The sequence below is a fragment of the Aeromonas sp. 62-46 genome, assembly GCF_001898585.1.
GTDB lineage: Bacteria > Pseudomonadota > Gammaproteobacteria > Enterobacterales > Aeromonadaceae > Aeromonas > Aeromonas caviae.
This window is the reverse complement of sequence record NZ_MKUI01000010.1, coordinates 1-25,618: the sequence shown is the minus strand read 5'-3', so window position 1 is coordinate 25,618 and position 25,618 is coordinate 1. Positions and strand designations below refer to the sequence as shown.

General features: G+C 59.9%; 21 protein-coding genes. All 21 read left to right on the top strand.

Annotated features, from left to right (window positions below; all coding sequences use genetic code 11):
- The first annotated feature begins 120 nt into the window (after window positions 1-120).
- The 21 genes from BGO64_RS03670 to BGO64_RS03570 all read left to right on the top strand — a co-directional run bounded on the left by BGO64_RS03670 (window position 121) and on the right by BGO64_RS03570 (window position 25,571).
- A complete protein-coding gene (locus BGO64_RS03670; protein WP_286700194.1) occupies window positions 121-282 on the top strand; it encodes a hypothetical protein in 162 nt (53 codons plus the stop codon).
- 216 nt (window positions 283-498) lie between these two features.
- The gene (locus tag BGO64_RS03665; protein WP_286700193.1) at window positions 499-720 is read left to right on the top strand and encodes a hypothetical protein; all 222 of its coding nucleotides are present in this window, start codon (window positions 499-501) and stop codon (window positions 718-720) included.
- Between the two features lie 669 nt (window positions 721-1,389).
- On the top strand, window positions 1,390-1,746 hold the full coding sequence (locus BGO64_RS03660; RefSeq protein WP_286700192.1) for a hypothetical protein: 357 nt from the start codon (window positions 1,390-1,392) through the stop codon (window positions 1,744-1,746).
- Between the two features lie 226 nt (window positions 1,747-1,972).
- The gene (locus BGO64_RS03655; RefSeq protein WP_139736901.1) at window positions 1,973-2,440 is read left to right on the top strand and encodes a hypothetical protein; all 468 of its coding nucleotides are present in this window, start codon (window positions 1,973-1,975) and stop codon (window positions 2,438-2,440) included.
- A gap of 140 nt (window positions 2,441-2,580) precedes the next feature.
- Window positions 2,581-3,942 carry a tetratricopeptide repeat protein gene (locus BGO64_RS03650; protein WP_286700191.1) on the top strand — a complete coding sequence of 454 codons (1,362 nt, stop codon included), beginning with the start codon at window positions 2,581-2,583 and terminating at the stop codon, window positions 3,940-3,942.
- Window positions 3,943-4,603: 661 nt separating this feature from the next.
- Window positions 4,604-5,107 carry a type VI secretion system contractile sheath small subunit gene (gene tssB, locus BGO64_RS03645; protein WP_041215379.1) on the top strand — a complete coding sequence of 168 codons (504 nt, stop codon included), beginning with the start codon at window positions 4,604-4,606 and terminating at the stop codon, window positions 5,105-5,107.
- 36 nt (window positions 5,108-5,143) lie between these two features.
- Window positions 5,144-6,622: a type VI secretion system contractile sheath large subunit gene (tssC, locus tag BGO64_RS03640; protein WP_042015701.1), complete on the top strand. Its 1,479-nt coding sequence runs from the start codon at window positions 5,144-5,146 to the stop codon at window positions 6,620-6,622.
- Window positions 6,623-6,628: 6 nt separating this feature from the next.
- Window positions 6,629-7,060 carry a type VI secretion system baseplate subunit TssE gene (gene tssE / locus BGO64_RS03635; RefSeq protein ID WP_042015698.1) on the top strand — a complete coding sequence of 144 codons (432 nt, stop codon included), beginning with the start codon at window positions 6,629-6,631 and terminating at the stop codon, window positions 7,058-7,060.
- 3 nt (window positions 7,061-7,063) lie between these two features.
- Window positions 7,064-8,830 (top strand): type VI secretion system baseplate subunit TssF, encoded by a 1,767-nt coding sequence (gene tssF, locus BGO64_RS03630; RefSeq protein WP_286700190.1) that lies wholly within the window; start codon window positions 7,064-7,066, stop codon window positions 8,828-8,830.
- The gene (gene tssG / locus BGO64_RS03625; RefSeq protein ID WP_286700189.1) at window positions 8,794-9,792 is read left to right on the top strand and encodes a type VI secretion system baseplate subunit TssG; all 999 of its coding nucleotides are present in this window, start codon (window positions 8,794-8,796) and stop codon (window positions 9,790-9,792) included. Before tssF ends, tssG begins: the two co-directional genes overlap by 37 nt.
- Before the next feature lie 68 nt (window positions 9,793-9,860).
- A complete protein-coding gene (tagH, locus tag BGO64_RS03620; protein ID WP_286700188.1) occupies window positions 9,861-11,111 on the top strand; it encodes a type VI secretion system-associated FHA domain protein TagH in 1,251 nt (416 codons plus the stop codon).
- On the top strand, window positions 11,111-11,626 hold the full coding sequence (gene tssJ / locus BGO64_RS03615; RefSeq protein WP_041215374.1) for a type VI secretion system lipoprotein TssJ: 516 nt from the start codon (window positions 11,111-11,113) through the stop codon (window positions 11,624-11,626). The genes tagH and tssJ overlap by 1 nt, the downstream gene beginning before the upstream one ends.
- A 2-nt stretch (window positions 11,627-11,628) precedes the next feature.
- Window positions 11,629-12,963 (top strand): type VI secretion system baseplate subunit TssK, encoded by a 1,335-nt coding sequence (gene tssK / locus BGO64_RS03610; protein ID WP_029301183.1) that lies wholly within the window; start codon window positions 11,629-11,631, stop codon window positions 12,961-12,963.
- 22 nt (window positions 12,964-12,985) lie between these two features.
- On the top strand, window positions 12,986-13,765 hold the full coding sequence (icmH, locus tag BGO64_RS03605) for a type IVB secretion system protein IcmH/DotU (RefSeq protein ID WP_017764291.1): 780 nt from the start codon (window positions 12,986-12,988) through the stop codon (window positions 13,763-13,765).
- Between the two features lie 20 nt (window positions 13,766-13,785).
- A complete protein-coding gene (tssH, locus tag BGO64_RS03600) occupies window positions 13,786-16,428 on the top strand; it encodes a type VI secretion system ATPase TssH (protein WP_286700187.1) in 2,643 nt (880 codons plus the stop codon).
- 2 nt (window positions 16,429-16,430) lie between these two features.
- The gene (gene vasH / locus BGO64_RS03595; RefSeq protein ID WP_201934486.1) at window positions 16,431-17,969 is read left to right on the top strand and encodes a sigma-54-dependent transcriptional regulator VasH; all 1,539 of its coding nucleotides are present in this window, start codon (window positions 16,431-16,433) and stop codon (window positions 17,967-17,969) included.
- Window positions 17,969-18,574: a type VI secretion system-associated protein VasI gene (vasI, locus tag BGO64_RS03590; protein WP_286700186.1), complete on the top strand. Its 606-nt coding sequence runs from the start codon at window positions 17,969-17,971 to the stop codon at window positions 18,572-18,574. Before vasH ends, vasI begins: the two co-directional genes overlap by 1 nt.
- An 8-nt stretch (window positions 18,575-18,582) precedes the next feature.
- Window positions 18,583-20,022 carry a type VI secretion system protein TssA gene (tssA, locus tag BGO64_RS03585; RefSeq protein WP_286700185.1) on the top strand — a complete coding sequence of 480 codons (1,440 nt, stop codon included), beginning with the start codon at window positions 18,583-18,585 and terminating at the stop codon, window positions 20,020-20,022.
- Window positions 20,023-20,063: 41 nt separating this feature from the next.
- Window positions 20,064-23,549, top strand: coding sequence for a type VI secretion system membrane subunit TssM (gene tssM / locus BGO64_RS03580; protein ID WP_286700184.1), 3,486 nt, complete (start codon window positions 20,064-20,066; stop codon window positions 23,547-23,549).
- 46 nt (window positions 23,550-23,595) lie between these two features.
- The gene (locus tag BGO64_RS03575; RefSeq protein ID WP_286700183.1) at window positions 23,596-25,026 is read left to right on the top strand and encodes a VasL domain-containing protein; all 1,431 of its coding nucleotides are present in this window, start codon (window positions 23,596-23,598) and stop codon (window positions 25,024-25,026) included.
- Between the two features lie 257 nt (window positions 25,027-25,283).
- Window positions 25,284-25,571 carry a type VI secretion system PAAR protein gene (locus tag BGO64_RS03570; protein ID WP_017411057.1) on the top strand — a complete coding sequence of 96 codons (288 nt, stop codon included), beginning with the start codon at window positions 25,284-25,286 and terminating at the stop codon, window positions 25,569-25,571.
- Window positions 25,572-25,618 lie beyond the last annotated feature (47 nt).

Below are 25,618 nucleotides of genomic sequence, written 5' to 3'. Positions count from 1 at the left end.
TGTGAAGTATCCAGAGAATGCCATCAAGCACTTGGCGTGGCTCACGAGTAGGGCGTCCGCTTATGCGGCGGCATAGAAAAATCAGGGATGTATTATTTATCTATACCGGTTAGCAATGGCATGTTTGACTATGAAGAATATTATGAAAAAACTGAGGGTGAATTTAACGATTATAGGGGAAATGAAGATAAAACATTTCGGTTTGCTGAAATGTGCCGCAACCGTAAAGTAGATGAAAGATTGATAATAAAGCCAGGAAGCAATCGTGGAGTAGCAGTATAAAGGGTGTGGTGGGGATATGGGAGTTGGTAATAGATGTTGGGACGACCTATGTTTTTACCGCGTTAAATAGCTTTATTGGTGAGGTAATGACTTGGAAGTATTTATTGATAAATGCTCCAGGTATGGAATGGATGGAATTGTAAAACTAGTGCCTAATAAAGAAATGCTTTAATCTGTAAAGGCTGATGCAATTGATGTTTTACCAAAGGAATGATTATGACCGAAGGTGAATACTTTAGAGAGCAATTAATAATTATTATTGAAAATCATAAAGAGGATTTTATTTCTGACTATGAATATTTAATTGAAATCCTCAAAAATAAAAATAGAAGAATACCGATCAGGGGGATTAAGGAGAGTATGAGAGGATGCGACCAATCAAAGTACTCTGATGCTGAGAAAGAAATGCTTGATGAAGCTATGTATCGTTATGGTTAGAGCAAAATAAATATTGAGACTCTCCCAGGTGGAAGGCTGCCGACAGGGAAGTGAAACTGTTATATCAACTGATATACATAAAGGAGGATAAGGTCGATATATTGCCAGGAGAATGATATGGGTAGACATAAATTAAGGGATGATGCAAAAAGATTGATAGAAAATCATCTTTTAGGTATAGATCCAGATGCTAAACGTTTCATCGATATAATATCTGACGTTCAACCCCCATTCCAATTAGAGCGATATTTGAACATGTTAGTATATTTAGCAAAAAGCCATTCAGTTCCGAGGAAAGAGATTTGGTAGATAAACTAATGTATTTATATGGATAAACTAACCCTGCTAGAGTAAGCGCCCGTATTAATATGTGCAGGGCATAGGGTTAATAAGTGTGGTGTAATTGGAAATCATCAGAGAAATTTGTATAGTATGGTTATCGTCGGTCACTGGACTGAACCTTTATTAATTCAGGAAGTGGATATGTATAGGTTAGGATAACGTAATACCATGACCTTTTTATTTGTTTTCTTTCCCTCTACGGCAAGATGACGACCGAGTAGGACGAGCTGGGTTTTCAGCTATTTCAAGCATGATGTCATGGGCGGCCAGTCTACTGGCAGTCGCTCGATGGCAACAAGCTTGCATAGTCTTTCCACAGGAATAAAAATGAGAGTTTATTTAAATGATGATGATATTTCTTGGGTTTGTGATGGTAAAAAAACAAAAGTAATAGGTGATTATATTGACGCTGCTTATGATAAAAAGTTAGATGGCGTGACGGCTTTAAATGCCTCTAGCATTAGTTTTTTTGATAAGGAGGGAGATTTACTTTTTATTACCCGTTTTTCATTTAAAGAACCTGGCAGTTGCATATATTGCTTAGCAAACCAATCGGCTTCAGCAGAAAAAACAGTGAGAGTTGTTCTTGCACATGAACCGTCATTTAAAGGTGAGCGTTTTTGGCAACATGATATTAATATTGAAAATGGAACTGTTTCAGAGCCACTTGCAAAATGGCGATGAATGAAAGAGTAGCTCCCCTCCGGGGATACATAATGCAAGGATGAGGTGATAATCGGTTTAAATATAAAGTGGCTACTGGCAATGAACCAGGGGCAATTTCTGGTGAATGGGTTCCTGGCGGGAAAACTAAAGGTGGGGAAAAATAAGCCGCATTGCATGGTGCGGAAAACATAAAACATGATGGGTGTATCGAAAAGCTGCTTAGTTATTTTGATGATACGATGAGATGGCAATAATGAAGCCATATAATGAAATTGAGTTCATATCAGAGTTCAAAACAAAACCATGGAATTTCTTTAGAGGAAATGAGGGATTCTTGGTTATGGACCGAGATTGGGGAGAGCATGGCCATTATCGTTCAACTGGGCGTCTTCTAACCTATATTGAACGGGGGATTCTATCACTAGAAGATCTTACGAAAGGAATGAATGCGTTTATCGGCACGCTAGATAAAGATAGTAAAGAAGATTTCTTTCAATTTACCGCTAGTGCTTGCTACATCTATTGCTCCATATATGATGTGGATTGTTATCCATACAAAATAGAAGATGACTTTTTTTTACCAGGTCATGCTTGCCACAGTATTTCAAAAGAATATATTGATGGTATAACTTTTGACTACCATGATCAACATTATGCATCTTTGATAAAAAAGGAATACCCTAAATCAGGCTTGGCAAATATTTTGCTGTGACCCCTTTAATTTTCTCTAGAATATTGTTGAGTGTTTTTTATTATGTGTTTTTGGTATTTTGGGTGTTTCTACTAAATCTGTTATTATCCTCTTGTTTAAAACTGCGGGTGTTATAGATGGTATATCGAGCTTTACTATCGATGTTATTAGCTAGTTTGCTTATTGCATGTTCTACAACTACACGACTCACCGAGTCTGAACTCTCCCAAGCTGCCCAGCAAGGCCAGGGCAAGGCGCAATATGAGCTGGCCAACCGTTTGGCGGCGAAGCCGGATTATCCCGAGGCGATGCGCTGGATGAAGCAGGTTGCCGATCAAGTCGGTCCGCTGGCGGCAGATGCCGATATTCGGGGCAAGGCTGCACTACAGGTGGGAAGCTGGTATCAGGCGGGGTTGGGAGAGCCCAAAAATCCTGCACTGGCCAGGCAGTGGTGGCAGCGCTCCGCCAAGTTGGGCAATTCGGAGGCCAGCTATCAACTGGGTCAGGAGTGCCGGCAACGGCACAAGGGGAAGCTGGTCAGTGAGTGTCTCGACTGGTTCGAGCAGGCCGCCAAGCGGGATCATGGAAATGCCCAACTGGTTCTGGGGCAGTGGTATGCAGGTCAGGCGGGGGCCGATGAAGAGGCCGTCAAGTGGCTGGAGAAAGCCGCCGAACAAGGGAATCGGGATGCCCAATTCCAGCTTGGCGCTCGCTATGAGCAAGGGAAAGGGGTGATAAAACGCGCCGATCTTGCCCTGCGCTGGTATGAGAAAGCCGCAGCCCAGCAACAGCCGGACGCTTTGCTGGTACTGGCGAGCAAGGCGCCCTCTGAAGAGGCATTCAGCCTCTATCAGCGCGCCGCCAATGCAGGGGCTGCTCCTGCCCAGCTGTGGTTGGGGCAGGCCTATCTGAGGGGGGATCTGGTTGCCCAGGACCTGGCGCTTGGCCGTTATTGGCTGGAGCTGGCGGCAGGCAATGGTTCCCATGACGCCGAATATCAATTGAGCCTGCAGCAGAGCGATATCACCGCACGGGAGCACTGGCTGAATCTGGCTGCTGCGGGGGGGGTGAGTCAGGCCCAGCTTGAACTGGCGACTCTGCAACAGGAACGGGGGGAGTTGAAAGCTGCGCGCAAGAGCCTCTCTCTGGCGGCCTCACAGGGCAATGTCGAGGCTCGATATGCCTACGGCGAGATGCTGCGACTGGGGCTGGGTGGTGAGGCTGATTACACCGAAGCCATGAAACAGTATCGGGCTGCGGCAAACGCCAATCATCGGCGAGCACAATATCGCATGGGCATCATGCGTGAGCAGGGATGGGGAGCCCCCCGCAATAGATTGCATGCTTATGCATGGTATTTATTGGCCGCAACGGATGGCAATATTGATGCAACCGCCGCCAGCCGTGAACTTGAAAAAGGCATGACGGCACAAGAAAAAAGTGCCGGTCAAAAACTGGCGCAGCACTGGTTCATCAGACTGGATAAACACGGTGAAATGGGGCAGACGTCAGAGGGCATATGATGTCATTCCCATAACATGAATGAGACATAGTGATAAAAATAACAGTGAGTGGATAAAGCCATTTCCCACTTATTATCGCCATCCAATACCGCCTTGATAATACATCCTGGCGGTTTTTTTGACAAAAATAACATCGGATGTTGTCAGAAAAATCTCTTTTTGTGTTCGGAAAATGAGCGCGGTTTATGGCTTATCATGAGAGGTCATGAAGATTTAAAATCAGATTTTTCCTATTTAACTCTTCACTAAATACAACTTTCATACACTTTTTGTCCAAGTTTACATTTTGATGGTTTGACTATATCTTGTTGTTTTTATTGGTGTTTGTGCATTTGTTTTGATTTTGATACATGTGCAAATATATTTGTCGTTGACGTTATCATCATCAAAAATATACCATTCGCTACAAATGGCTCTTAAGCTAGGTATGATCTCTAACGAAGAGTAGAGACGTAATAGGATTGTATTGAATAACAAGCTGAATGCTGCTTTTTGGATATCCAGGCTCTCTCCTGGAATATATCGAAAAGGCGTGGTTGGCTGGTGCTTTTTTGTTCATTTTCGTCCTGAGCACGTCAACTGTCATTTTTTACAGTTGCCGACAAAAGCATTGGCTATAAGCTTTTGGGTCTTCATGGATCCTCAACTTGGTATCTAGAGCATGGGAAAAGGGATTGATGGCGCCACTGTTGCGCCCAAAGAACGTATCAATATCAAATATGTGCCGGCAACCGGTGGCCAACAGGCGGAAATAGAGCTTCCGTTGACCATGATGGTGGTTGGAAATATGAAAGGGCGCTCTGAAGAGACCCCCATCGAGGAGCGTCAGACCGTCTCCATCGACAAGAATAATTTTTCTTCCGTCATGAAAGAATCTGCACTGGAGCTGAATTTTTCGGTTCCCAACCGCCTGGAGGAGAACAGCCAGGACGAGTTGCCCGTGTCGATCAAAATCCAGTCCCTGGAAGACTTCACCCCTGACAGCGTTGCCCAGCAAGTGCCCGAGTTGCGCAAGCTGCTGGAGCTGCGTGAGGCGCTGGTTGCCCTGAAGGGGCCGCTTGGCAATATCCCCGCCTTCCGCAACCGTCTGCAGGATCTGCTGTCCAGTGACGACGCTCGCGAGCAATTGCTCAAGGAGCTGGATTTGATTAAGCCTGCCGAGTGATCAGCAGATTAATTGACTGACTTATAAGGAAAAATTATGTCTCTGGTCGAAGAACAGGTTCAAGCGGGGGCGAGTGCAGCCTCCTCGTCCCTGCTGGACGAAATCATGGCGCAGGCTCGCATCACCCCGGTGGATGAGGGCTACAGCGTCGCCAAGCAGGGCGTTGCAGCCCTGATTGCCAACATTCTGGACAGCGGCACCACCACAGAGCCGGTGAACAAGGCGCTGGTGGACAGCATGATCGTCGAGCTCGACAAGAAGCTCGGCAAGCAGATGGACGTCATCCTGCACGCCAAGGAGCTGCAAGAGCTGGAGTCCTCCTGGCGCTCCCTGAAGCTCCTGGTGGATCGCACCGATTTTCGCGAGAACATCAAGATCCAGGTGCTGCATGCCACCAAGGAAGAGCTGCTGGAAGATTTTGAATTTTCTCCTGAAATCACCCAGTCCGGCCTCTACAAGCACGTCTATTCCAGTGGTTATGGCCAGTTTGGCGGACAGCCGGTCGGTGCCGTGATTGGTGACTACGCCTTCACCCACAGCTCCCCTGATATCAAGCTGATGCAGTATGTCAGTGCAGTGGGGGCCATGGCCCATGCCCCCTTCATCTCTTCCGTCGCCCCCGCCTTCTTCGGGGTCGACAGCTTCACCGATCTGCCCTCCATCAAGGACCTGAAATCGGTATTCGAAGGCCCGGCCTACACCAAGTGGCGCTCCCTGCGCGAGTCGGAAGATGCCCGCTATCTGGGTCTGACTGCACCGCGCTTCCTGGCGCGTCTGCCCTATGATCCGACCGAGAATCCCATCAAGGGCTTCAACTACCAGGAAGAGATCAGCTCGAACCATGATCATTACCTGTGGGGCAACACCGCCTATCTGATGGGCACCTCCCTGACCGACAGTTTCGCCAAGTACCGCTGGTGCCCGAACATCATCGGTCCGCAGAGTGGTGGCGCCATTCACGATCTGCCGGTGCACGTCTATGAGGCCATGGGTCAGTTGCAGGCGAAGATCCCGACCGAAGTGCTCATCACGGATCGTCGTGAATACGAGCTGTCGGAAGAGGGCTTCATCACCCTGACCATGCGCAAGGACAGCGACAACGCCGCCTTCTTCTCCGCCAACTCGGTGCAAAAGCCCAAGGTGTTCCCGAACACCAAGGAAGGCAAGGAAGCGGAAACCAACTACAAGCTGGGTACCCAGCTGCCCTACATGTTCATCATCAACCGCCTGGCCCACTACATCAAAGTGCTGCAGCGCGAGCAGATCGGTTCCTGGAAGGAACGCCAGGATCTGGAACGGGAACTCAACAACTGGATCCGTCAGTTCGTGGCCGACCAGGAGAACCCCCCTGCGGACGTGCGCAGCCGTCGTCCCTTGCGCGCCGCCCAGATCAAGGTGCTGGACGTGGAAGGGGAGCCGGGCTGGTATCAGGTTGCCATGGCCGTGCGCCCGCACTTCAAGTACATGGGAGCGAGCTTCGAGCTCTCTCTGGTAGGTCGTCTGGACAAGGAATAAAGCCCGATGCCGCATCTCTCATCCTGGGATAGAGGCAATGCGGCCAGTCTGTTTGATCGCATCCGGGGGGAGGGGCTTGGCTCCTCCCCCCGTTCGGAAGTGGATGAACTGGTGGACTCTGTCAAACGGCAGCTCGATCAGATCCTCAACACCCGTCCCGGCAACTGTCGCAGTGCCCCCGAACTTGGCGTCATCGATCTCAATGACGCCACCCAGGGCAGTGCCGACATCAAGGGGCGGATCCGGGAGGCGATCCGGCAATGCATCCGCCGCTATGAGCCGCGGATCGTGCATGTGGAAGTCCGTTCACCCGACTATCAGGCGAGCCCGCTTGAGATGACGTTTCAGGTGACGGCCCACGTGCGGCTGGAGCAGCTCGAGCAAGTTACCTCGTTCAACGTCCACATGGACAGTCACCGTCACTACCGCATGGTCTGATCAATGTCGCTGGAACATTACTTCAGGGATGAACTGGCTTTTTTGCGCCTGCAAGGGCGCGAATTTGCCGACGCCTATCCCGAGCTCACCCGCTTTCTGTCGGAGCAGAACACCGATCCGGACGTGGAGCGCCTGCTGGAGGGGTTCGCCTTCCTCACGGGCAACCTGCGCGCCAAGATTGAGGATGAGTTTCCCGAGCTGACCCACGGTCTGCTCAACATGCTCTGGCCCAACTACCTGCGTCCCGTGCCCAGCATGACCATCATGCAGTTTTCGGTCATTCCGGGGGCCATCGCCCAGCCGGCGCTGGTCAGGCAAGGTTGTCAGCTCGACAGCCAGCCCCTGGACGAGGTGACCTGTCATTTCCAGACCTGTCACGATACCTGGGTCTATCCGGCCGATATCCGCCATATCGCGGCCCAGAGCGGCAACGATCTCTCCACCATCTCGCTGGATATCGCCCTGCATGCCCCTCTGCCGCTTAGCGAGTTGCAGCTGGACAAGCTGCGCTTCTTCCTCGGTGGTGACAGCTACACCGCCTATGAGCTCTACTTCTGGCTCTCCAACCAGCTCTCCCATATCGAGCTGGAGATCGACGGCAAGCGCTTTCGCCAGGAGGCCAAGGCCCTCAAACCGGTCGGCTTCGAGCGCGGCGATGCGCTCTTGCCCTACCCGAACAACGTCTATTCCGGCTACCGGATCCTGCAGGAGTATTTCTGCTTCCCGGAAAGCTTCCTCTTCTTCGAACTCTCCGGTGGCGACTGGCCCAAGCAGCCGTTGCCGGTGAGCGAATTCAAGGTGCACTTCTGCTTCGACCGGCCGCTGCCGGCGGAGCTCAAGATCCGTCCCGACTCCTTCATGCTCAACTGCGTGCCGGCCATCAACCTGTTCCAGCACGACAGCGAGCCGGTCAACCTCAATGGCCGTCAGGCGGAGTATCCCCTCAAGGCAAGTTATCGCCATGCCGACAGCTTCGAGATCTTCTCGGTGGATCAGGTGGAGGGCTGGGTCGAGGGGAACTTCGGCCGCTCCCGCGGTACGCCGCGCATCTATCAGCCATTCGAGAGCTTTCAGCACCAGATCGAGCGGGCCAAACAGCGGCTGGCGCTCTACTACCGGGTGCGGGTCAAGGAGGCGGTGAGCGGGGATGGTTTCGAACACAGCCTCTCGTTCGTGCGTGGGGATGAAACCACCACGGTCGAACTGGATGAATCCATCTCGGTGACGCTCACCTGCACCAACCGCTCCCGCGCCGCCCGCCTCAAGGTGGGCAGCGTCTGCGTGCCGACCGGCAGCTCGCCCTCGTTTGCCACCTTCCGCAACCTGATCCGGCCGACTCGGCCGCTGCGCCCGGCGCTGGACGGCAGTCTGCACTGGACGCTGATATCCAACCTGTCGCTCAACTATGTCTCCCTGCTGCGCCGCGATGCCCTGGTGCAGGTGCTGCGCACCTACGATTTTCCGGCGCTGCACGACAAGCAGGCGGAGCAGGCCTCGCGCAAGCGGCTGGCGGGGATCGAGGAGATCGAGACCAAGCCGGTGGACCGGCTGGTGCGCGGCATGCCGGTGCGGGGGCTCAAGTCGGTGCTCTCCATCCGCCAGTCCGCCTTCGGCAGCGAAGGGGAGCTCTATCTGTTCAGTACCGTGCTGGCCCACTTCTTCTCGCTCTATGCCAGCGTCAACGCCTTCCACCTGCTTGAGGTGGTCAATCTCGACAACAAGGAGCGCTACCAATGGCCAGTCCAGATCGGTCAGCACTCCCTGATGTGAACGCCACCTGGGAGGCGCCCCGCTTCAACTTCTTCCAGCTGGTTGAGCTGCTCAACCGGCTCGATGGCGCCGATCAGGAGAGGGGGCTCGATTACCTCCCCGGTGACGAGAACATCCGCTTCAAGGCGACCGCCTCCTTGGGGTTCCCCACCAGCGACGTGCTGCAGATTGGCCGGGACGGGCAGGGGCGTCATGAGCTGGAGGTGGCCTTCCTCGGCCTGCACGGCAGCCAGTCGCCGATGCCCGGTTATTACCTCGATTCGTTGGCGTGGGAGTACGCCCAGGGGGAGCAGAAGCTCGGCCTGTTCCTGGACTTCTTCCACCACCGTCTGCTGACCCTGCTGCACCGGATCTGGCGCAAGTATCGTTACCACGTGCGGTTTCAGGACAACGGCGAGGATGGCTTCTCCCGTCTGATGTTTGCCCTGGTAGGGCTTGGCAACGAGGCGGTCTGCCAGAGCCTGCCGGTCAACCGGGCCAAGATGCTCTCCTACGCGGGCATGCTGGCCAGCCCCAGCCGCTCACCCGAGGTGGTAGCCGGTCTGGTGGCCCACTGTTTCGATCTGGCCGACGTGCAGGTGAGCGCCTGGCAATGGCGCAAGGTGCCTATTCATCAGGATCAGCAAAATCGCCTCGGCGGCGCCTGCGCCACCTTGGGGAGCGATTTTGTCATCGGTGACAAGGTGAACGACTGTGCCGGCAAGTTTTTGTTGAAGATCAACAACCTGAGCTTTGGCCAGTTTCTCGGCTTTCTGCCGAACGGGGAGCACTTTCACGCCCTGGTGACCTTCGTCTCCTTCATCCTGCGCGATCAGCTGGCCTGGGATCTGCGGCTGGGTTTCGGCCAGGAGCAGGCGAGGGGACTGAGGCTGGGGGAAGAGCAGAGTGCCCGCCTGGGGTGGAGTACCTTTCTCGGCCAGCCGCCGAGTGATCCGTTTGTGACCATTTGTGTGCAGGAATAAGTGCAGGAATAAGTGCAGCGATCAGCAGCGCAGAAAATTTAACTACAGGAATCAGTGCAGGAGTAACTGTGGACGATTTTAACCAGCAACTTTCCCTGGTGGTGCTCAACAGCGAACAGCTCGATGGCAGCCAGCAGGTGCAGTACCGCTTCGACGAGATGGGGGGGACCCTGGGGGCCTCCGAACAGGATGACTGGCAACTGCGCGACAGGCTGGGGGCCGTCATGCCCGCCCACGCCCGCATCGAGCTCAACGACGGTCGCTTCTGCCTGTGCGATCTGAGCGGCCAGACCTATATCAACGGTGCCACCTCGCCCATCGGGCGGGCCCGCAAGGTGCATCTGGAGCAGGGGGACGAGCTCGTGGTCGGCCCGTTCCGGCTGCGCGCCTATCTGGGGGCCATCACCCCCGAGCAGAGCCTGCAACAGGTGCTGGGCAACCGCCCCACCGAGCAGCTTGACGAGTGGCTGACCAGCGATGAGCCCGTTGCGCCCGCAGACGATCCGCGCACCCTGGCGGCCGATCCCTTGCTGGCATTGCAGCAGGAGCGCAGGGCGCCCAATCCGTTGATGGATGGCTCGCTGGCGGACGGTCGCCTGCAGGCTTCACTGCGTTCACAACCGGATGTGGACGTCCCCCCTCTTGCCCCTTTTTCTGCTGTCGAGAACACCATGAACCAAGAATTTCTGGATATGCCCGCCATCGAGAACCATCCCGATTATCAGCTGTCGCTGGACGGCGTCGATCACGTAGCCCTGACCCCGCTGATGCGTGGCCTGGGTCAACCCTTGCAATTGCAGGACACCCAGCAGGCCCACGACATGCTCGAAGAGATGGGCAAGACGGTGCGGGCCATGGTGGAGGGGCTGCTCCAGCTGCAAAACGATCAGGCGGCGCTGGCTGACAAGCACTTGCGCCCGATTGAGGATAACCCGCTGCGCCTTGGCCTTGGTTATGACGAGACCCTGGCGGTGCTGTTTGCCGAGCAGAAGAGCCCGGTGCACCTGAGCGCGTCGGCCGCGGTGGCCGAGAGCCTGCACAACGTGCGCATCCACCATGTGGCGAACCAGCAGGCCATCGGCGCGGCGCTCGACAGCATCTTGCAGGCGTTTTCGCCGCAGGCGCTGCTGGGGCGTTTCGAACAATACCGCCGCAGCGGCGCGCCGGGCACGGCCGACGAAGGCTGGGCCTGGGACATGTATCAGCACTACTACCGCGAGCTCACCTCCGCCCGCCAGCAGGGGTTCGACAAGCTGTTCCACCAGGTGTATGCCCAGGCCTATGACCAGGCCGTGCGTCAGCAACAGGGACTGATTTGATGATACGAGCGCTGATGCTGGGCGCCGCGCTGCTGGCCCTGGCAGGTTGTACCACCATGGGCAAGATGGCCGATGTCGCCATGAACCCGGATATCCAGGTGGGCAGCAACAATGATCAGCCCTCTACCCTGGGGCTGAGCCTGCTAGCGGAGCCTGACGTCAACCCCAACGAGAGCGGGGAGGCGGCGCCCATCGAGTTTCAAGTGGTGCTGCTGGCGGAGGATTCCAAACTGCTCGCCACCGACTACGACCAGGTGACTGCGGACGTGGAGAAGGCCCTTGGCAAAAACTACCTGGACCATCAGGACTACACCCTGCTGCCGGGCCAGTTCAAATACCTGCCCCCCATCAAGCTCGACGAGAAGACCCGCTACATCGGGGTGATCGCACGCTACGCCGACCCCGACAGCGCCGAGTGGCGCAAGGTCATCAAGATCAAGAGCAAGGGAACGGCTTATCAAATCCTGGTGCACCTGCGCCTGGATGAAGTGGAACTGCAAAAAGAAGAAGAATAACCATGTCGAGTCGAAATCGGGTTATCTGGCGTGAGGGGCTGTTCATCAAGCCCCAGCACTTCCAGCAACAACAAAGACATTCGGATTACGCGCTGCACGCACGCCTGAGCGCGCTGTCCGATTATTTCTATGGCTTGCAGTCGCTCGCCATCAACGAGGATTATCTGGGTTTTGGTCGCATCGCCCTGGTGGGGGCCACCGGCATCCTGCCGGACGGGACCGTGTTCAACATTCCCAATGACGATGTGCTGCCGACCCCGCTGGAGGTCACCGACGCCTCGGTGGCCAACCAGAAGGTCTATCTGGCGCTGCCGCTCTCGGTGAGCGGCGTCAACGAAGTCAATCAGGGCGGCCAGGTGGCTACCCGGTTGCAGGCCCATCGCCACGACGTGCGCGACTTGCACAGCGAAGGGGGGGACGTGGTCTCCCTCGAAGTGGGGCGGGTCAGCCTGCGGCTGATGCTGGAGCGGGAAGACCGCAGCGCCTACGCGTCGCTCGCCATCGCCCGCATTCTGGACAAGCGTCCGGACGGCGGCCTGGTGCTGGATCCCAACTTCATGCCCTGCAGCATCAGCGTCTCCGCCATCCCGACCCTCAAGCGCTTCCTTGGCGAGTCGGCCGGGTTGGTCGCCGAGCGGGCCCGCAGCCTCTCCCAGCGCATCGCCGCGCCGGGTCAGCAGGGGGTGGCCGACGTGGCCGAGTTCATGATGCTGCAGCTGCTCAACCGGGCCCAGCCCCAGCTCTCCCATCTGGCGCGCCTTGGCACCTTGCACCCCGAGCGGTTGCACGAGGCGCTGGTGCAGCTCTGCGGCGAGCTGATGACCTTTACCGACGAGTCCCGCCTGCCGCCCGAGTTCCCCGCCTATCGCCACGACGATCAGCAGGTGAGCTTCGAGCCGGTGATGCTGGCCCTGCGTCAGGCGCTCAGTACAGTGCTGTCGCCGCGCGCCGTCTCCATCCAGCTGCGCAAGCACCAGTACGGCATCATGGTGGCCATGGTGAACGAGAGCGAGCTGATGACCAGCGCCGACTTCGTGCTGGCGGTGCGTGCCCGCATGCCGCAGGAGCAGCTGCGCAAGCAGTTGCTGCAGCAGACCAAGGTGGCCTCCAGCGACAAGATCCGCGAGCTCATCAGCCTGCAGCTGCCCGGCATTCCGCTGCTGCCGCTGCCGGTGGCGCCGCGCCAGCTGCCCTATCACGCCGGTTACAGCTACTTCCAGCTCGACCGGCAGAGCCCGGCCTGGCAGATGCTGGCGGTGGGCAACACCCTTGCCTTCCACATCGCCGGCGACTTCCCCGAGCTCGACATGCAGCTCTGGGCCATTCGCAGCCAGTGATCGCACCAAGGAATAAGCAGAGATGACCACGGACATTATCAAGAACGAGCAACTCAGCGACCTGCTGTTCGATCATGCCGAGCAGCTGGACATGGATTCGGACTACTGGTTCCGCCTGCGCGGCCAGAGCATCAACCCGATGATCGACGCGGTGACCCCCTTGCTGGGGCTGGTGCAGCGGGTGCGCCTGCTGTCGCGCTATGACCAGGTGCCCGAGCTCTACCAGCGGGTGGTGACCGAGATCCAGGCCATCGAACAGGAGCTGATGGCCCAGGGTTACGAGAACGGGGTGGTGCTGTCGTTTCGCTACATCCTCTGCACCTTCATCGACGAGGCTGTGATGGGGCGCGACTGGGGCAGCCAGAGCGAATGGTCCCAGCACTCCCTGCTGGCCCGCTTCCACAACGAGACCTGGGGCGGCGAGAAGGTGTTCGTGCTGCTGGCCCGTCTGCAGGAAGACCCGGTGCGCTACCGCGACATTCTGGAGTTCATCTACCTGTGCCTCTGCCTCGGTTTCGAGGGGCGCTACAAGGTGATGAGCCAGGGGCGGGAAGAGTTCGAACGCATCGTGCGCCAGCTGCACAAGCAGTTGGCCCCCGAGGCTGGTGGCGAGGCGCCCAGCGTGTTTCACCTCGATCTGGGCCAGCAGGCCTCCCGCTATCAGCTGCGCAAGCAGGTCTCCCTGCGCAGCCTGTTCATGGGCGGGGCGCTGATCCTGGCGCTGATCTTCGGCCTCTATCACCACCAACTCAATAACCAGACCCAGGACGTTCTGCGTCAACTGGGCGAATTATTAAAATAAAATACTAAGGAGAGCACGCCTTGATTCGTATAGAGCTACCGGTACTGGTGGAAAGACTCAACCCCATCTGCCGTCACATGCTGGAGGAGGCCGCGGCCCTCTGTGTCAATCACCAGGGAGCCGAGATCCGCATCGAGCACCTGCTGCTCAAGATGCTGGAGACCCCGTTGAGCGACGTGCGCCAGATCCTGAAGGTGGCCGAGGTCGACGTTGAAGAGCTGAAGGCCCTGCTGCAACCCTCGCCGGCTGACAATGGTTATGGCCAGGGTTACCCCTCCTTTTCGCCCATGCTGGTGGAGTGGCTGCAAGACAGCTGGCTGCTCGCCTCCGCCGAGTTGCAACATGCCCAGCTGCGCAGCGGTGTCATGCTGCTGGTGCTGCTGATGACCCCCCAGCGTTACCTGCCGGGTTCGGTGACCCGCATGCTCGCCAAGGTCAATCGCGAGCTGCTGCGCCAGCAGTTCGATGAGTGGGTCAAGGAGTCTGCCGAGACGCAAGTGACCACAGCCCCCGGCGGCAAGACGGCCCAGGCCGCCCTGCCGGCCGATGCCAGCCTGCTGGCCCGCTTTACCGTCAATGTGACCGAACAGGCCCGCCAGGGCAGCCTGGATCCCGTGCTCTGCCGGGATCACGAAATCGACCTGATGATCGACATCCTCTCCCGTCGTCGCAAGAACAACCCCATCGTGGTGGGTGAAGCCGGTGTCGGTAAAAGTGCCCTCATCGAGGGGCTGGCTCTGCGTATGGTGGCGGGTCAGGTGCCCGAGAAGCTGCGCGGGGTCGAGCTGATGACCCTGGATCTCGGCGCCATGCAGGCCGGCGCCTCGGTCAAGGGGGAGTTCGAGAAGCGCTTCAAGGGGGTGATGCAGGAGGTCAAGGACGCCGTGCAACCGGTCATCCTGTTCATCGACGAGGCGCACACCCTGATCGGGGCCGGCAACCAGGCCGGCGGACTGGATGTTTCCAACCTCATCAAGCCGGCGCTGGCCCGGGGCGAGCTGCGCACCATCGCCGCTACCACCTGGGGCGAGTACAAGAAATACGTGGAAAAAGACGCGGCCCTGTCGCGCCGCTTCCAGCTGGTGAAGGTCGGTGAGCCCGATGCCGACGAGGCCACCGTGATCCTGCGCGGCCTGCGCAGCATCTACGAGAAGGCCCATGGGGTGCTGATCGACGAGGAGGCGCTGCAGGCCGCCGCCCAGCTCTCAGCCCGTTACATCTCCGGCCGCCAGCTGCCGGACAAGGCCATTGACGTGCTCGATACCGCCTGTGCCCGGGTGGCCATCAACCTCACCACACCGCCGCGCGCGGTCAGCCACCTGCAAAACTCGCTGCGCCAGCGTGAGCTGGAGATCCGCCAGCTGGAGCGCCAGAGCCTGATAGGTCTTGGTGACAACGCAGAACGCCTGGCCGAGTTGCAGGCGGCCCAGCAAGCTTGCCGTGAAGAGCTGGCCGAGCAGGAGGCCCGGTGGCAACAACAGCAGGGGCTGGTGCACCAGATTGTCGAGCTGCGCGCAGCCCTGCTGGCCGATCAGCAGGATGAGATGCTGGCCAGAGAGGCACTGGATCTCGCGGATGCGCCGCTCGATCCGCAAGCCGCTGCTGAGCAGCTGGCCACCCTCGAGCGCGAGCTGGCCGAGCTGCAGCAGGGGGAAGTGCTGGTCTCCGCTCACGTCGACAAGACCCAGATTGCCGCCGTCATCGCCGAGTGGACCGGGGTGCCGCTCAATCGCATCTCGCAAGGGGAGCTGGATGTGGTGACCCGTCTGCCGGAGTACCTTGGCGAGCTCATCAAGGGGCAGGATGTGGCGGTGGCCCACCTGCACAAGCACCTGCTCACCGCCCGCGCTGACCTGCGTCGTCCCGGCCGTCCGCTGGGGGCCTTCCTGCTGGTGGGACCGAGCGGGGTCGGCAAGACCGAAACCGTGCTGCAGATTGCCGAGCTGATGTTCGGTGGTCGCCAGTACCTGACCACCATCAACATGTCCGAGTATCAGGAGAAGCACACCGTCTCCCGCCTGATCGGCTCGCCGCCCGGCTACGTCGGTTTCGGCGAGGGGGGCGTGCTGACAGAAGCCATTCGCCAGAAGCCCTACTCGGTGGTGCTGCTGGATGAAGTGGAAAAAGCGCACCCGGATGTGCTCAACCTCTTCTATCAGGCGTTCGACAAGGGCGAGCTGGCGGATGGGGAAGGGCGCATCATCGACTGCAAGAACGTGGTCTTCTTCCTCACCTCCAACCTCGGTTTCCAGACCATCGTCGACCATGCCGAGCAGCCCGACGTGCTGCTGGATGCCCTCTATCCGGAGCTCGCCGCCTTCTTCAAGCCGGCCCTGCTGGCGCGCATGGAGGTGATCCCTTATCTGCCGCTCGGCCACGATACCCTGGTGCAGATCGTGGGCGGCAAGCTCAACCGGCTGGTCAAGCTGCTCAAGGAGCGCTTCGGCGCCGAAGTGGTGCTGGACGACGAAGTGGCCGAGGAGATCCTGCTGCGGGCCAATCGCAGCGAGAACGGTGCCCGTATGCTCGAATCCGTCATCGACGGCGCCCTGCTGCCGCCGGTCTCCCTGCAACTGCTGCAACGCCTCTCTGCCGGTGAACCCATCAAGCGCGTCCACTTTTCCGTGGCCGATCACCAGTTCGTGGCCGAGGTGGGGGCTTGAGTATGGAGCAAGCCCTCGCATTTGCCCTGGCCCTCACCGCTCAGCGCGATGAGCCGCACCTGTGCCACTGGTGGAGCTCGACCGTTCATGCCAGCTTCCAGCCCAAGGGGCTGCTGCTCGGCATGCTGGATGTGAGCGGCCGTCAGCTGGAGTGCCAAGGCTGGGTCAGGGGGAAGGAAGTGGCGCTGGGGCTGGCGGTGGACGATTTTTCCCACCCCCTTGCCTATGTGCTGCACAAGGCCCAGTCCCGCACCTGGGACTCCCTCTACGGCGGTGCTCGCATCGAGCACGCCGGTTTTCGCGCACTGCTGGCCAACCTTGGCCAGCAGTGCGGGCTGCACGCGTATCCGCTGCTGGATGGCAATGGCAAGCCGTTTGCCGTCCTGGCTCTGATGGATGAAGGGGAGGTGCTGCGGGCCTGGGCCGACGGCCCCGAGCTGGCCCAGCTCTCCCAGGTCTTTTGCAACCAGCTCACCCTCATTCGCGATCTCGGTCGCAGCCGGCGGGATCAGGGGGTACTGCGCGACTCCCTGCGCCAGATAAAGGGGGAGGGGGAGCGGCTGCGTCAACACGAGAAGCTGCTCGGCGATCAGCTGGTCGGCCAGTCGGCGGTGATCCGCGGGCTGCGCGAGCAGATAAGCCAAGCCGGCCAACACAAGCTGACCGTGCTGATCCAGGGGGAGACCGGCAGCGGCAAGGAGGTGGTGGCACGGCTGGTGCACCAGTGCTCCGATCGCGCCAACAAGCCCTTTGTGGCCATCAACTGCGCCGCCATCCCGGAGAACCTCATCGAGAGCGAGCTGTTCGGTTACCAGAAGGGGGCCTTCTCCGGCGCCCTTGCCAACAAGACCGGGCTGGTGGCTCAGGCCAACGGCGGCACCCTGTTTCTGGACGAGGTGGGGGACATGCCCGCCGCCATGCAGGCCAAGCTGCTGCGGGTGCTGGAAACCCGCAGTTACCGGCCGCTTGGGGCCGAGCAGGAGTATCACTCCGATTTTCGCCTTATCGCCGCTACCCATCAGCCGCTCACCCGTCATGTGGAGGAGGGGCAGTTTCGGGCGGACCTCTATCACCGCCTCTGTCAGTGCCTGCTGCTGATCGCCCCCCTGCGCGAGCACATGGATGACGTGCCGCTGCTCTGTCAGCACTTCATGGCCCAGTTTGCCGCCCAGGATGGCAAGACGCTCGCCGGCTTACAGCGCAAGTTCTTGAAACAGCTGCAGACCTATGACTTTCCCGGCAACGTGCGCGAGCTGCGCAACCTGCTGGAGGTGGCCTGTGCCCATACCCGTCACGGGGAAGAGGTGGTGCTGGAGGCGCTGCCGCCGGAGCTGCGCGAGCGGGTCTGCGTCGAGTTGCCCAGCACCATGGACGATTACAACCACATCCGCGATCTGCGCCGGGCCATGCAGCAGTATGAGGCTTCCGTCATCGAGGCGCGGCTGCGCCACTTCCAGGGCAATCGGATGCTGGTGGCCGAGAGTCTCAACATTCCCAAGCGCACCCTGGATCACAAGTGCCAGAAACTGGAGGTGAACTGATGAGCATCCTCGGCTTGTTACCGCTGCTGCTGGCCACCAGTGCGGCCGAGGTCCCGCTGGACATGGCGCGCTGGCAGGTCTGCCGGCAGGAACCCTCACCGCTGGTGCGGCTCGCCTGCTACGACGCCATCGGCAATGGCGCGGCCAGTGTCGCCGAGGGAACTGCACCCAAGTCGGCGGCCTGGCAGGCCATCTGGGCTCAGGAGCAGGCCCGCACGCCAGCGAGCGCCCCCTTCCTCTTGCAAAGCGATGAAACGCGCGGCCGTGAAACCCTCACCCGCCCGGCACTGCGCGGGGCGACCCTGGCCATCGGCTGCGTCGACAGCATCACCCATATCCGGCTGCGGCTGGATCAGCCCTGGAGTGGCGAGAAAGTGCAGGTCGAGCTGGATGGTCAGCCGAGTGCCGGCTCCCAGAGCTGGTTTATCCGGGATCAGGGTCTGTTGCTGGAATATGGCCGCGGTCTGCCCGCCATCGAGGAGCTCAAGCGCTGGCTGGGCCATCGCGAGCTGCAGGTGCGGGCCGACAACGGCGCCCTCTTGCGGGTTGACTTGAGCGGCCTGAAAGAGGCGCTGGCACCGCTGCGTCAGCAGTGCCGCTGGTAGGAGGGACGATGAGCTATCAACACCCCTGGTGTGCACGCCTGCTCACCAGCCTGCCGGATGATCAGATAAGAGGCGCCGTGCTGGCCGACGAACCGCGTTGGGACTACGTGGAGACCGAGCTGGTCAAGCTGGGATCCCTCGCTCACAGCCAGGTGGATCTCAATGCGGTGGCCGAGGCCTGCCTCGGCTTGCTGGAGAGCCGCACCAAGGACATGCGGGTGCTGGCCCAGCTGCTGCGCTGCCTGCAGCACCCGGCCAAGGCGACCCCGCTGGGGGCTGCGATCAGCCTGCTGGAGGCCTGGATCCAGGCCTACTGGTTGCTAGCCTGGCCCGGCAATGCCAGCCAGAAACAGCGGCTGATGGTACAGATCGTCAAGCGCTTCGAAGGGGCCCTGCCGCGCATTTGCGAGAGCGCCTCGGCGGCCGAGCTGGCCCAGCTGCTGGCTCAGGCCGAGCAGCTGGAGCGGGTCTGGCTGGCGCAGTGTCCCGACAAGGGGGAGCTGCTCGACCCGTTGGTGATGGGGCTGAAGCGGGCCCAGCGCCAGCAGGTGGCACAGGCGCAGGCTGATGCTGCTGGGCAGCCTCAGAGCAGCGGCGCGGCGGCAGTGGGCACCCCGGCATCGGCTGGGCCGAGTGCCAGCGGCGCCATGGTACTCAGCGGCGGTGGCGGCAGTGCCGGCGTCGACGTCGACAGTTCCAACGATCGTGCCTGGCGCCAGACCCAGCTCAAGGTGGCGGAGCTCCTGATCGAGCGCCAGCCGGAGGCGGCAGTGGGTTATCGGCTGCGCCGTCACGCCGTCTGGGCCGGGATCACGGCGGTTCCCATGAGCGGGGCGGGCAATAAAACCCCGCTGGCGCCCATGTCGGCGGACATGGTGGACGAGTACCGCGCCGCCATGAACGCCCCTGATCAGGGGCTCTGGCAGCGTATCGAGCAGAGCCTGACCCTGGCGCCTTACTGGTTCGAGGGGCACAGGCTCTCGGCCGAGGTGGCTCAGAAACTCGGCTTCGGGGCGGTGGCCCAGGCGATCGCCGAGGAGCTCGGCGCTTTTCTGCAGCGCCTGCCGGCCCTGCGGGAGCTTGCCTTCAGCGACGGCTCGCCGTTTCTCTCCCCCGAGTGCAGCCGCTGGCTGCACTCGGCCAAGGGCGGCAGTGCCGGCAGTGGCGAGGCGGGGCTGGCCGAGGAGGTCGCCCAGCGCCACAGCGAGCAGGGGGTTGCGGCGGCGCTTGCCCTGCTCGATGAGCGGATTGCGCAGTTGAAAGAGCCAAGAGATCGCTTCCACGCCTTGCTGGTGCAGGCGGAGCTGTTGGCGCAGGAAGGCATGGAGGCGCTTGCGCGCCAGCACTATCAACACTTGTGGCAAGAGGCCAGTCGCCTCGGGTTGTCGCACTGGGAGCCCGGGCTGGTCAACCGCCTGGAGAGCCTGGCGGCGCCGTTGTCGAAATGAGTGCCGAAATGAGTCATTGAGTCGGAGTTGGATCACATTTTATGTTCAAAACCATTTTTACTTTTCTGCGGCAACAGCTGCCGAAATTGAAACCCTCCTGGCCCCTGCTCGGTGCTGTGCTCTGGGTGCTGGCTCTCATTCTGGTGTGGTGGCTGGGGCCTCGTCTCGAGGTGCGCGGCGCCAAGCCGTTCGAGCCGCTGTGGGGGCGGGTGGTGTTCACCCTGCTCTGGCTCTGGTTGCTGCTGGGAGTGGTCTCCTGGCGAGTGTGGCGCAAGATGCAGCAGCTCAAGGCCGAGCGTCAGCACGAGGTGGTGCTGGAGCAGGATCCGGTCAAGGGGCTCATCGACAGGCAGGCGCTGTTCCTCGATCGCTGGCTGCAGGCGTTGAATACTCATCTGGGCAAGGGGGCGCTCTACGCCATGCCCTGGTATCTGGTGCTGGGCCTGCCCGGCAGCGGCAAGAGCAGCCTCATTCACCGCGCCAACCCGGCCAACAAGCTCAACCCGAGGCTCGATACCGAGCTGCGCGACGTAGCGCAGGATCAGCTGGTGGATTGCTGGCTGGGGGAACAGGCGGTGATGCTGGATCCCGCCGGGGTGCTGCTCTCCCAGAGCGAAGCCGAACTGGATCCGCAGGCCCGCAAGCATGAGCGGCTCTGGCTGCACCTGCTCGGCTGGCTCAATGAACACCGCCGTCGCCAGCCCCTCAACGGCCTGGTGCTGACCGTGGATCTGGCCTGGCTCTCCCACGCCAGCGTGGCCGAACGCAAGGCCTATGCCCAGCTGATGCGCTCGCGCCTGCAGGAGGTGTCGGCCACCATGAATACCCGGTTGCCGCTCTATGTCACCTTTACCAAGCTCGATCTGCTGCGCGGCTTTGAGGTGATCTACCAGCAGCTCGAGAAGGAGGCCCGCGAGGCCGTGCTGGGGGTGACCTTCAAGCCTGGCGCCGACTGGCAGCAGGATCTGGCCCTGTTCTGGGATCAGTGGGTGGACAACCTCAACCAGAATCTGCCCGAACTGATGCTGAGCCGGCTCGATGCCGCCCAGCGCAACGCGCTGTTCTCGTTCGTGCGCCAGCTGGCGGGCCTCAAGGATTACGTGACCAGCCTGCTGGCCGAGACCCTGGCCATCGAGGAGAGCAAGCCGCTGCTGGTGCGCGGGGTCTATGTCAGCTCCGTCTATCAGCAAGGGGTACCGTTCGATGCGTTTGCCCAGGCGGCCTCCCGCCGCTACAACCTGCCAGAGCCCATCCACTCGGCCCTGCGCGGGGAGTCCAACACCTATTTCGTGCGCCAGCTCTTCTCTTCCATCATCTTCCCGGAGGCCCATCTTGCCGGCGAAAACCGGCTGCACACTCTCTATCGCCGGCGCCGCATGGCCATCGGCCTCAGCTGTCTGTCGCTCTTCTCGGCCGCCCTCATCGGTGGCTGGCACTACTTCTATCGGGTCAACGAGGAGGCGGGTCGCAACGTACTGACCAAGGCCCAGGCCTTCATGGAGACCAACGAGGTGGCCGATGCCCACGCCTTTGGGGTGAGCCAGCTGCCGCGCCTGAACCTCATTCGCGAGGCGACCCTCTCCTTTGGCAATTACCGCGAGCGGATGCCGCTGGTGGCGGACCTCGGCCTCTATCAGGGGGACGAGATTGGTCCTTATGTGGAAGGATCCTACCTGCAACTGTTGAGCCTGCGCTTCCTGCCGGCCCAGATGCAGGGATTGCTTGAGGATCTCAACCAGGCGCCTGCCGGCAGCGAGGAGAAGCTCGTCATCCTGCGGGTGATGCGGATGCTGGATGACGCCTCCGGTCGCAACAAGGAGCTGGTGGCGCAGTACATGGCGAGCCGCTGGCAGAAGGCCTTCCCGGGGCAGGGGGCGGTGCAGGAGCAACTGATGGGGCACCTGGACTATGCCCTCGACCACACCAACTGGTATGGCGCCAGGGCTGAGCGGGATCAGGCCGCCATCACCGCCTTCGTGCCGTTCAAGGAGCCGGTCTACGGTGCCCAGCGCGAGCTCGGCAAGCTGCCCATGTATCAGCGGGTCTACCAGAATCTGGTGGTGAAGGCGGGTGATGTATTGCCGCCGGATCTCAACGTCCGTGACGAGGTGGGCCCCACCTTCGACACCGTGTTTGCCCTGCGCAGCGACAACGCCGGCCAGGTGCCGCGGCTGCTCACCTGGCCCGGTTTCAACGATTTCTTCCTGAAACAAGACAAGGCGCTCATCGATCTCACTGCGATGGATGCCTGGGTGCTGGGCCAGCGCAAGCTGAGTCAGCTGAGCGAGGCCGATCGCAAGGAGATCACCCGTCAGGTCAACGACCGTTACGTCACCGATTACGTCAACCAGTGGCAAAAACTGCTGACCAATCTGGACGTGCAGACCCTGGAGAGCCCGGAGCAGGCGCTGGACGTGCTCGCTGCCATCACCGGCAACGATCAGCCGTTCCAGCGGGTACTGGCCTCGCTGGATGACAACACCCGCATTCGCAAGATCTCCGATGTGGAAGGGGACCCGGCCCAGGCCATCAGTGCCCGCATCGGTCGTCCCTTCATGGCCACCAACGCGGCGCTCAGCGGTCGCGGCGAGCAGGGGCCGCTCATCTCCGAGGTCAACCAGAAGCTGGTGGAGCTGCAGCACTACCTGGAGCTCATTGTCAACGCCACCGAGCCGGGTCAGTCCGCCTTGAAAGCGGTGCAGCTGCGCATGACCAACAAGTACGCCGATCCGGTGTTCGCCCTGCAGCAATATGCCCGCAGCCTGCCGGCCCCGCTCGATCGCTGGGTGGGTCAGCTCTCCGAGCAGAGCTCGCGACTGGTGATCGATCTTGCCATGTCCTCCCTCAATCAGGAGTGGCAGGACAAGGTGCTGGCCCCCTTCAACAGCCAGCTGGCCGGCCGTTATCCGTTTGATCCGAGCTCGAACAAGGACGTGCCCCTCTCGGAGATGGAGCGCTTCTTCGCACCCAACGGGACGCTGGACAGCTTCTATCAGGTCAACCTCAAACCCATGGTGGAGAGCGGCCTGATGGAAGGGGAGTTCAGCTCGCCCATCCAGGCCGAGCTGGTCAAGCAGCTGGACCGTGCAGCCCGCATCCGTCAGATCTTCTTCAGCCAGCAGGGCAACCTGGAGGTGCAGTTCGCCCTTGAGCCCATCGAGCTCACCGCCAACAAGCGGCGCAGTGTGCTGAACCTGGACGGCCAGTTGCTGGAATACGCCCATGGCCGCCGTACCAAGATCCCGCTGGTGTGGCCCAACACCATGCGCGACGGGGCTGAGAGCAAGATCACCCTGGTACCGGCCGCCCGCGAGCGTTCACCGCGCAGCGAAGGCTTCGTCGGCCCCTGGGCCATGTTCCGCCTGATGGACAAGGGGGAGCTGACCCAGGTCAATGACGCCACTTTCGATGTGCGCTTCCCGGTGGATCAGGGGGCAATGACCTATCGCGTCTACACCGACAGCGCACAAAACCCCTTCACCGGCGGCCTGTTCAGCCAGTTCAGACTGCCCGAATCCCTCTATTGATCGCGTCGGGGGCACGCTGTGCCCCCTTTCTGCGTTGGAAGTTCATATGTCACAGAATCAGCAAGGTCAGCAGGCCCTGAAAGTGGGGCGCGACCCCAGGATGTTGCCGGAGTACGAGGCGCTGCGGGCCGAGATCAACAAGCTCAGCCACGCTTCGCGGCCTGAAGTGGACTGGCAGCGGATCCATCAGCTTGCCAGCCTTATCTTCGAAAAACACGGGGTGGATCTGCAGACCGCCATCTACTTCACCCTGGCGCGTTCGCGCCTGCAGGGGCTGAGTGGTTTTACCGAAGGATGCGAGTTTCTCGCCAATCTCATCGTCACCCAGTGGGAGAGCTTCTGGCCACCGGTGCATCAGGAGCGGGCCCGCATCGAGATGCTCGACTGGTTCATTGCCCGCATCAGCGACGTCATTCGCCAGTATCAGATCAGCCACGAGGACAAGCGGCTGATCTATCGCTGCGAGCGGGCGCTGCAGCTCATCAGCGAGAAGTTGCACAACGCGGATCTGAGCCGCATTCCCCGGGTCGAGAATCTGGTGCACTTCATCGAGGGGTATACCCACCTGTTCGATGAGACCGAGATCGTCATCGTCTCCGACGAGCCGGGCCTCAAGGAGGATCTGCAGATCCCGCCCATGGTGTTCTTCAAGTCCGACATGGAGAGTGATCACGGCGGCACGGTCTCGGCATCGACCCCGCACCTGCCCCAGGGCAGCATTCTGGTGGGGCGCGAGAAGGGGCAGGTCAAGCCCACCGTGCTGAAGATTGAGCAGCACCGCCGGCAGCGCCCCGCCTGGTTCTGGTTTGGCTGCGGCCTGCTCAGCTGCGCCCTGCCGGTGATGGGGTGGCTGGGCTGGCAGCAACATCAGCAGGAGAAGACCGTGGCGGCCCAGCGTCTGGTGCAGCCGGCCGCCGAGCTGCCCCGAGCACTCAGCTATGACGACATTCGCCAGGCCCGCATCGTGCTGGGGGAGCAGACCCTGCAGAACATGGAGAGCGATCTGGTGGCCCGCTACCAGAACCAGTTGACCCGGCTTGAGCAGACGTCGCCGCTCTACTGGTATCGCTACGGCGAGGGGCTGCGCAACTCGCTCTCGATGCTCTATCCCGACTCGTTGGCGGTCAAGGCGCTGGACAAGCAGTGGCAGACGCAGCTTGGCGGCCAGCAGGGGGATGTCATCAGCGTGCCCACCTACCTGGATGCCCGCGCCGGGGTGGATGCCCTGCTCGATCAGCTGCTGGAGCTGGAGCGCCAGCGCAAGACGGTGACCATCTCCTACCTCAAGTCCCAGCTCTACGAAGTGCAGAAGAACCTGATGCAGAACATCCCGTTCAGTCTGCGTCTCGGTGAACTGGAGGCGAGAAAAGCCTCCCAGGAGCCCATTACGGCTGCCGAGCTCAAAAGCCTGGAAAATGATCTGAAAGCGCTCAATATCCGCCTCTATCAGCTGCAACAGGGCGTTTTTGGTAGCTGAAAATGCCGCCCTGAGCAAAAAATTGCGCAAGGTGTGGTGGGTTTGACTGGCAAGGCAAGGTTTGCCGGGAAACTTGCCCTGTCTTGCGCAATGGATTGCAGCAGATTGGTCTGATGCCGCGCGCTTGAATCGTAATTGGCTGATTTTTAATGTGATTGTGGGCGACTTTGCCATGGCATGGAGGCTGCTGGGTCGCCGTTCCAACTGTCTCTGCACCAGGCTGCGTTTGCACCATGGTTGCCCCACGGAGAATCCAGATGTGTCCTTCTATTGCATTGCTCGGTGACATCGGCACCGACCACGATGGTTTCCACCCATCCCCCGTGATTGCCGCCAGCCCGGATGTGTTCCTCGATGGCAAGCCGGTGGCCCGCCAGGGTGATCCGCTGGCCCCTCACGACAAACCCAACAACCCACCCCATCCGCGCAGCATCTCGGGCGGCGTCGGCTCTGTGCTGGTTAACGGCAAGCCCATCGCCGTGACCGGTACCGCCGTCGGCTGCGGCGGCGTGGTGATTGGTTCAGGCAGCGGACAGGCAGGTTAAGGAGCGCTTCATGGCAGACAGCACAGGATTACAATTTACCGTCAAGG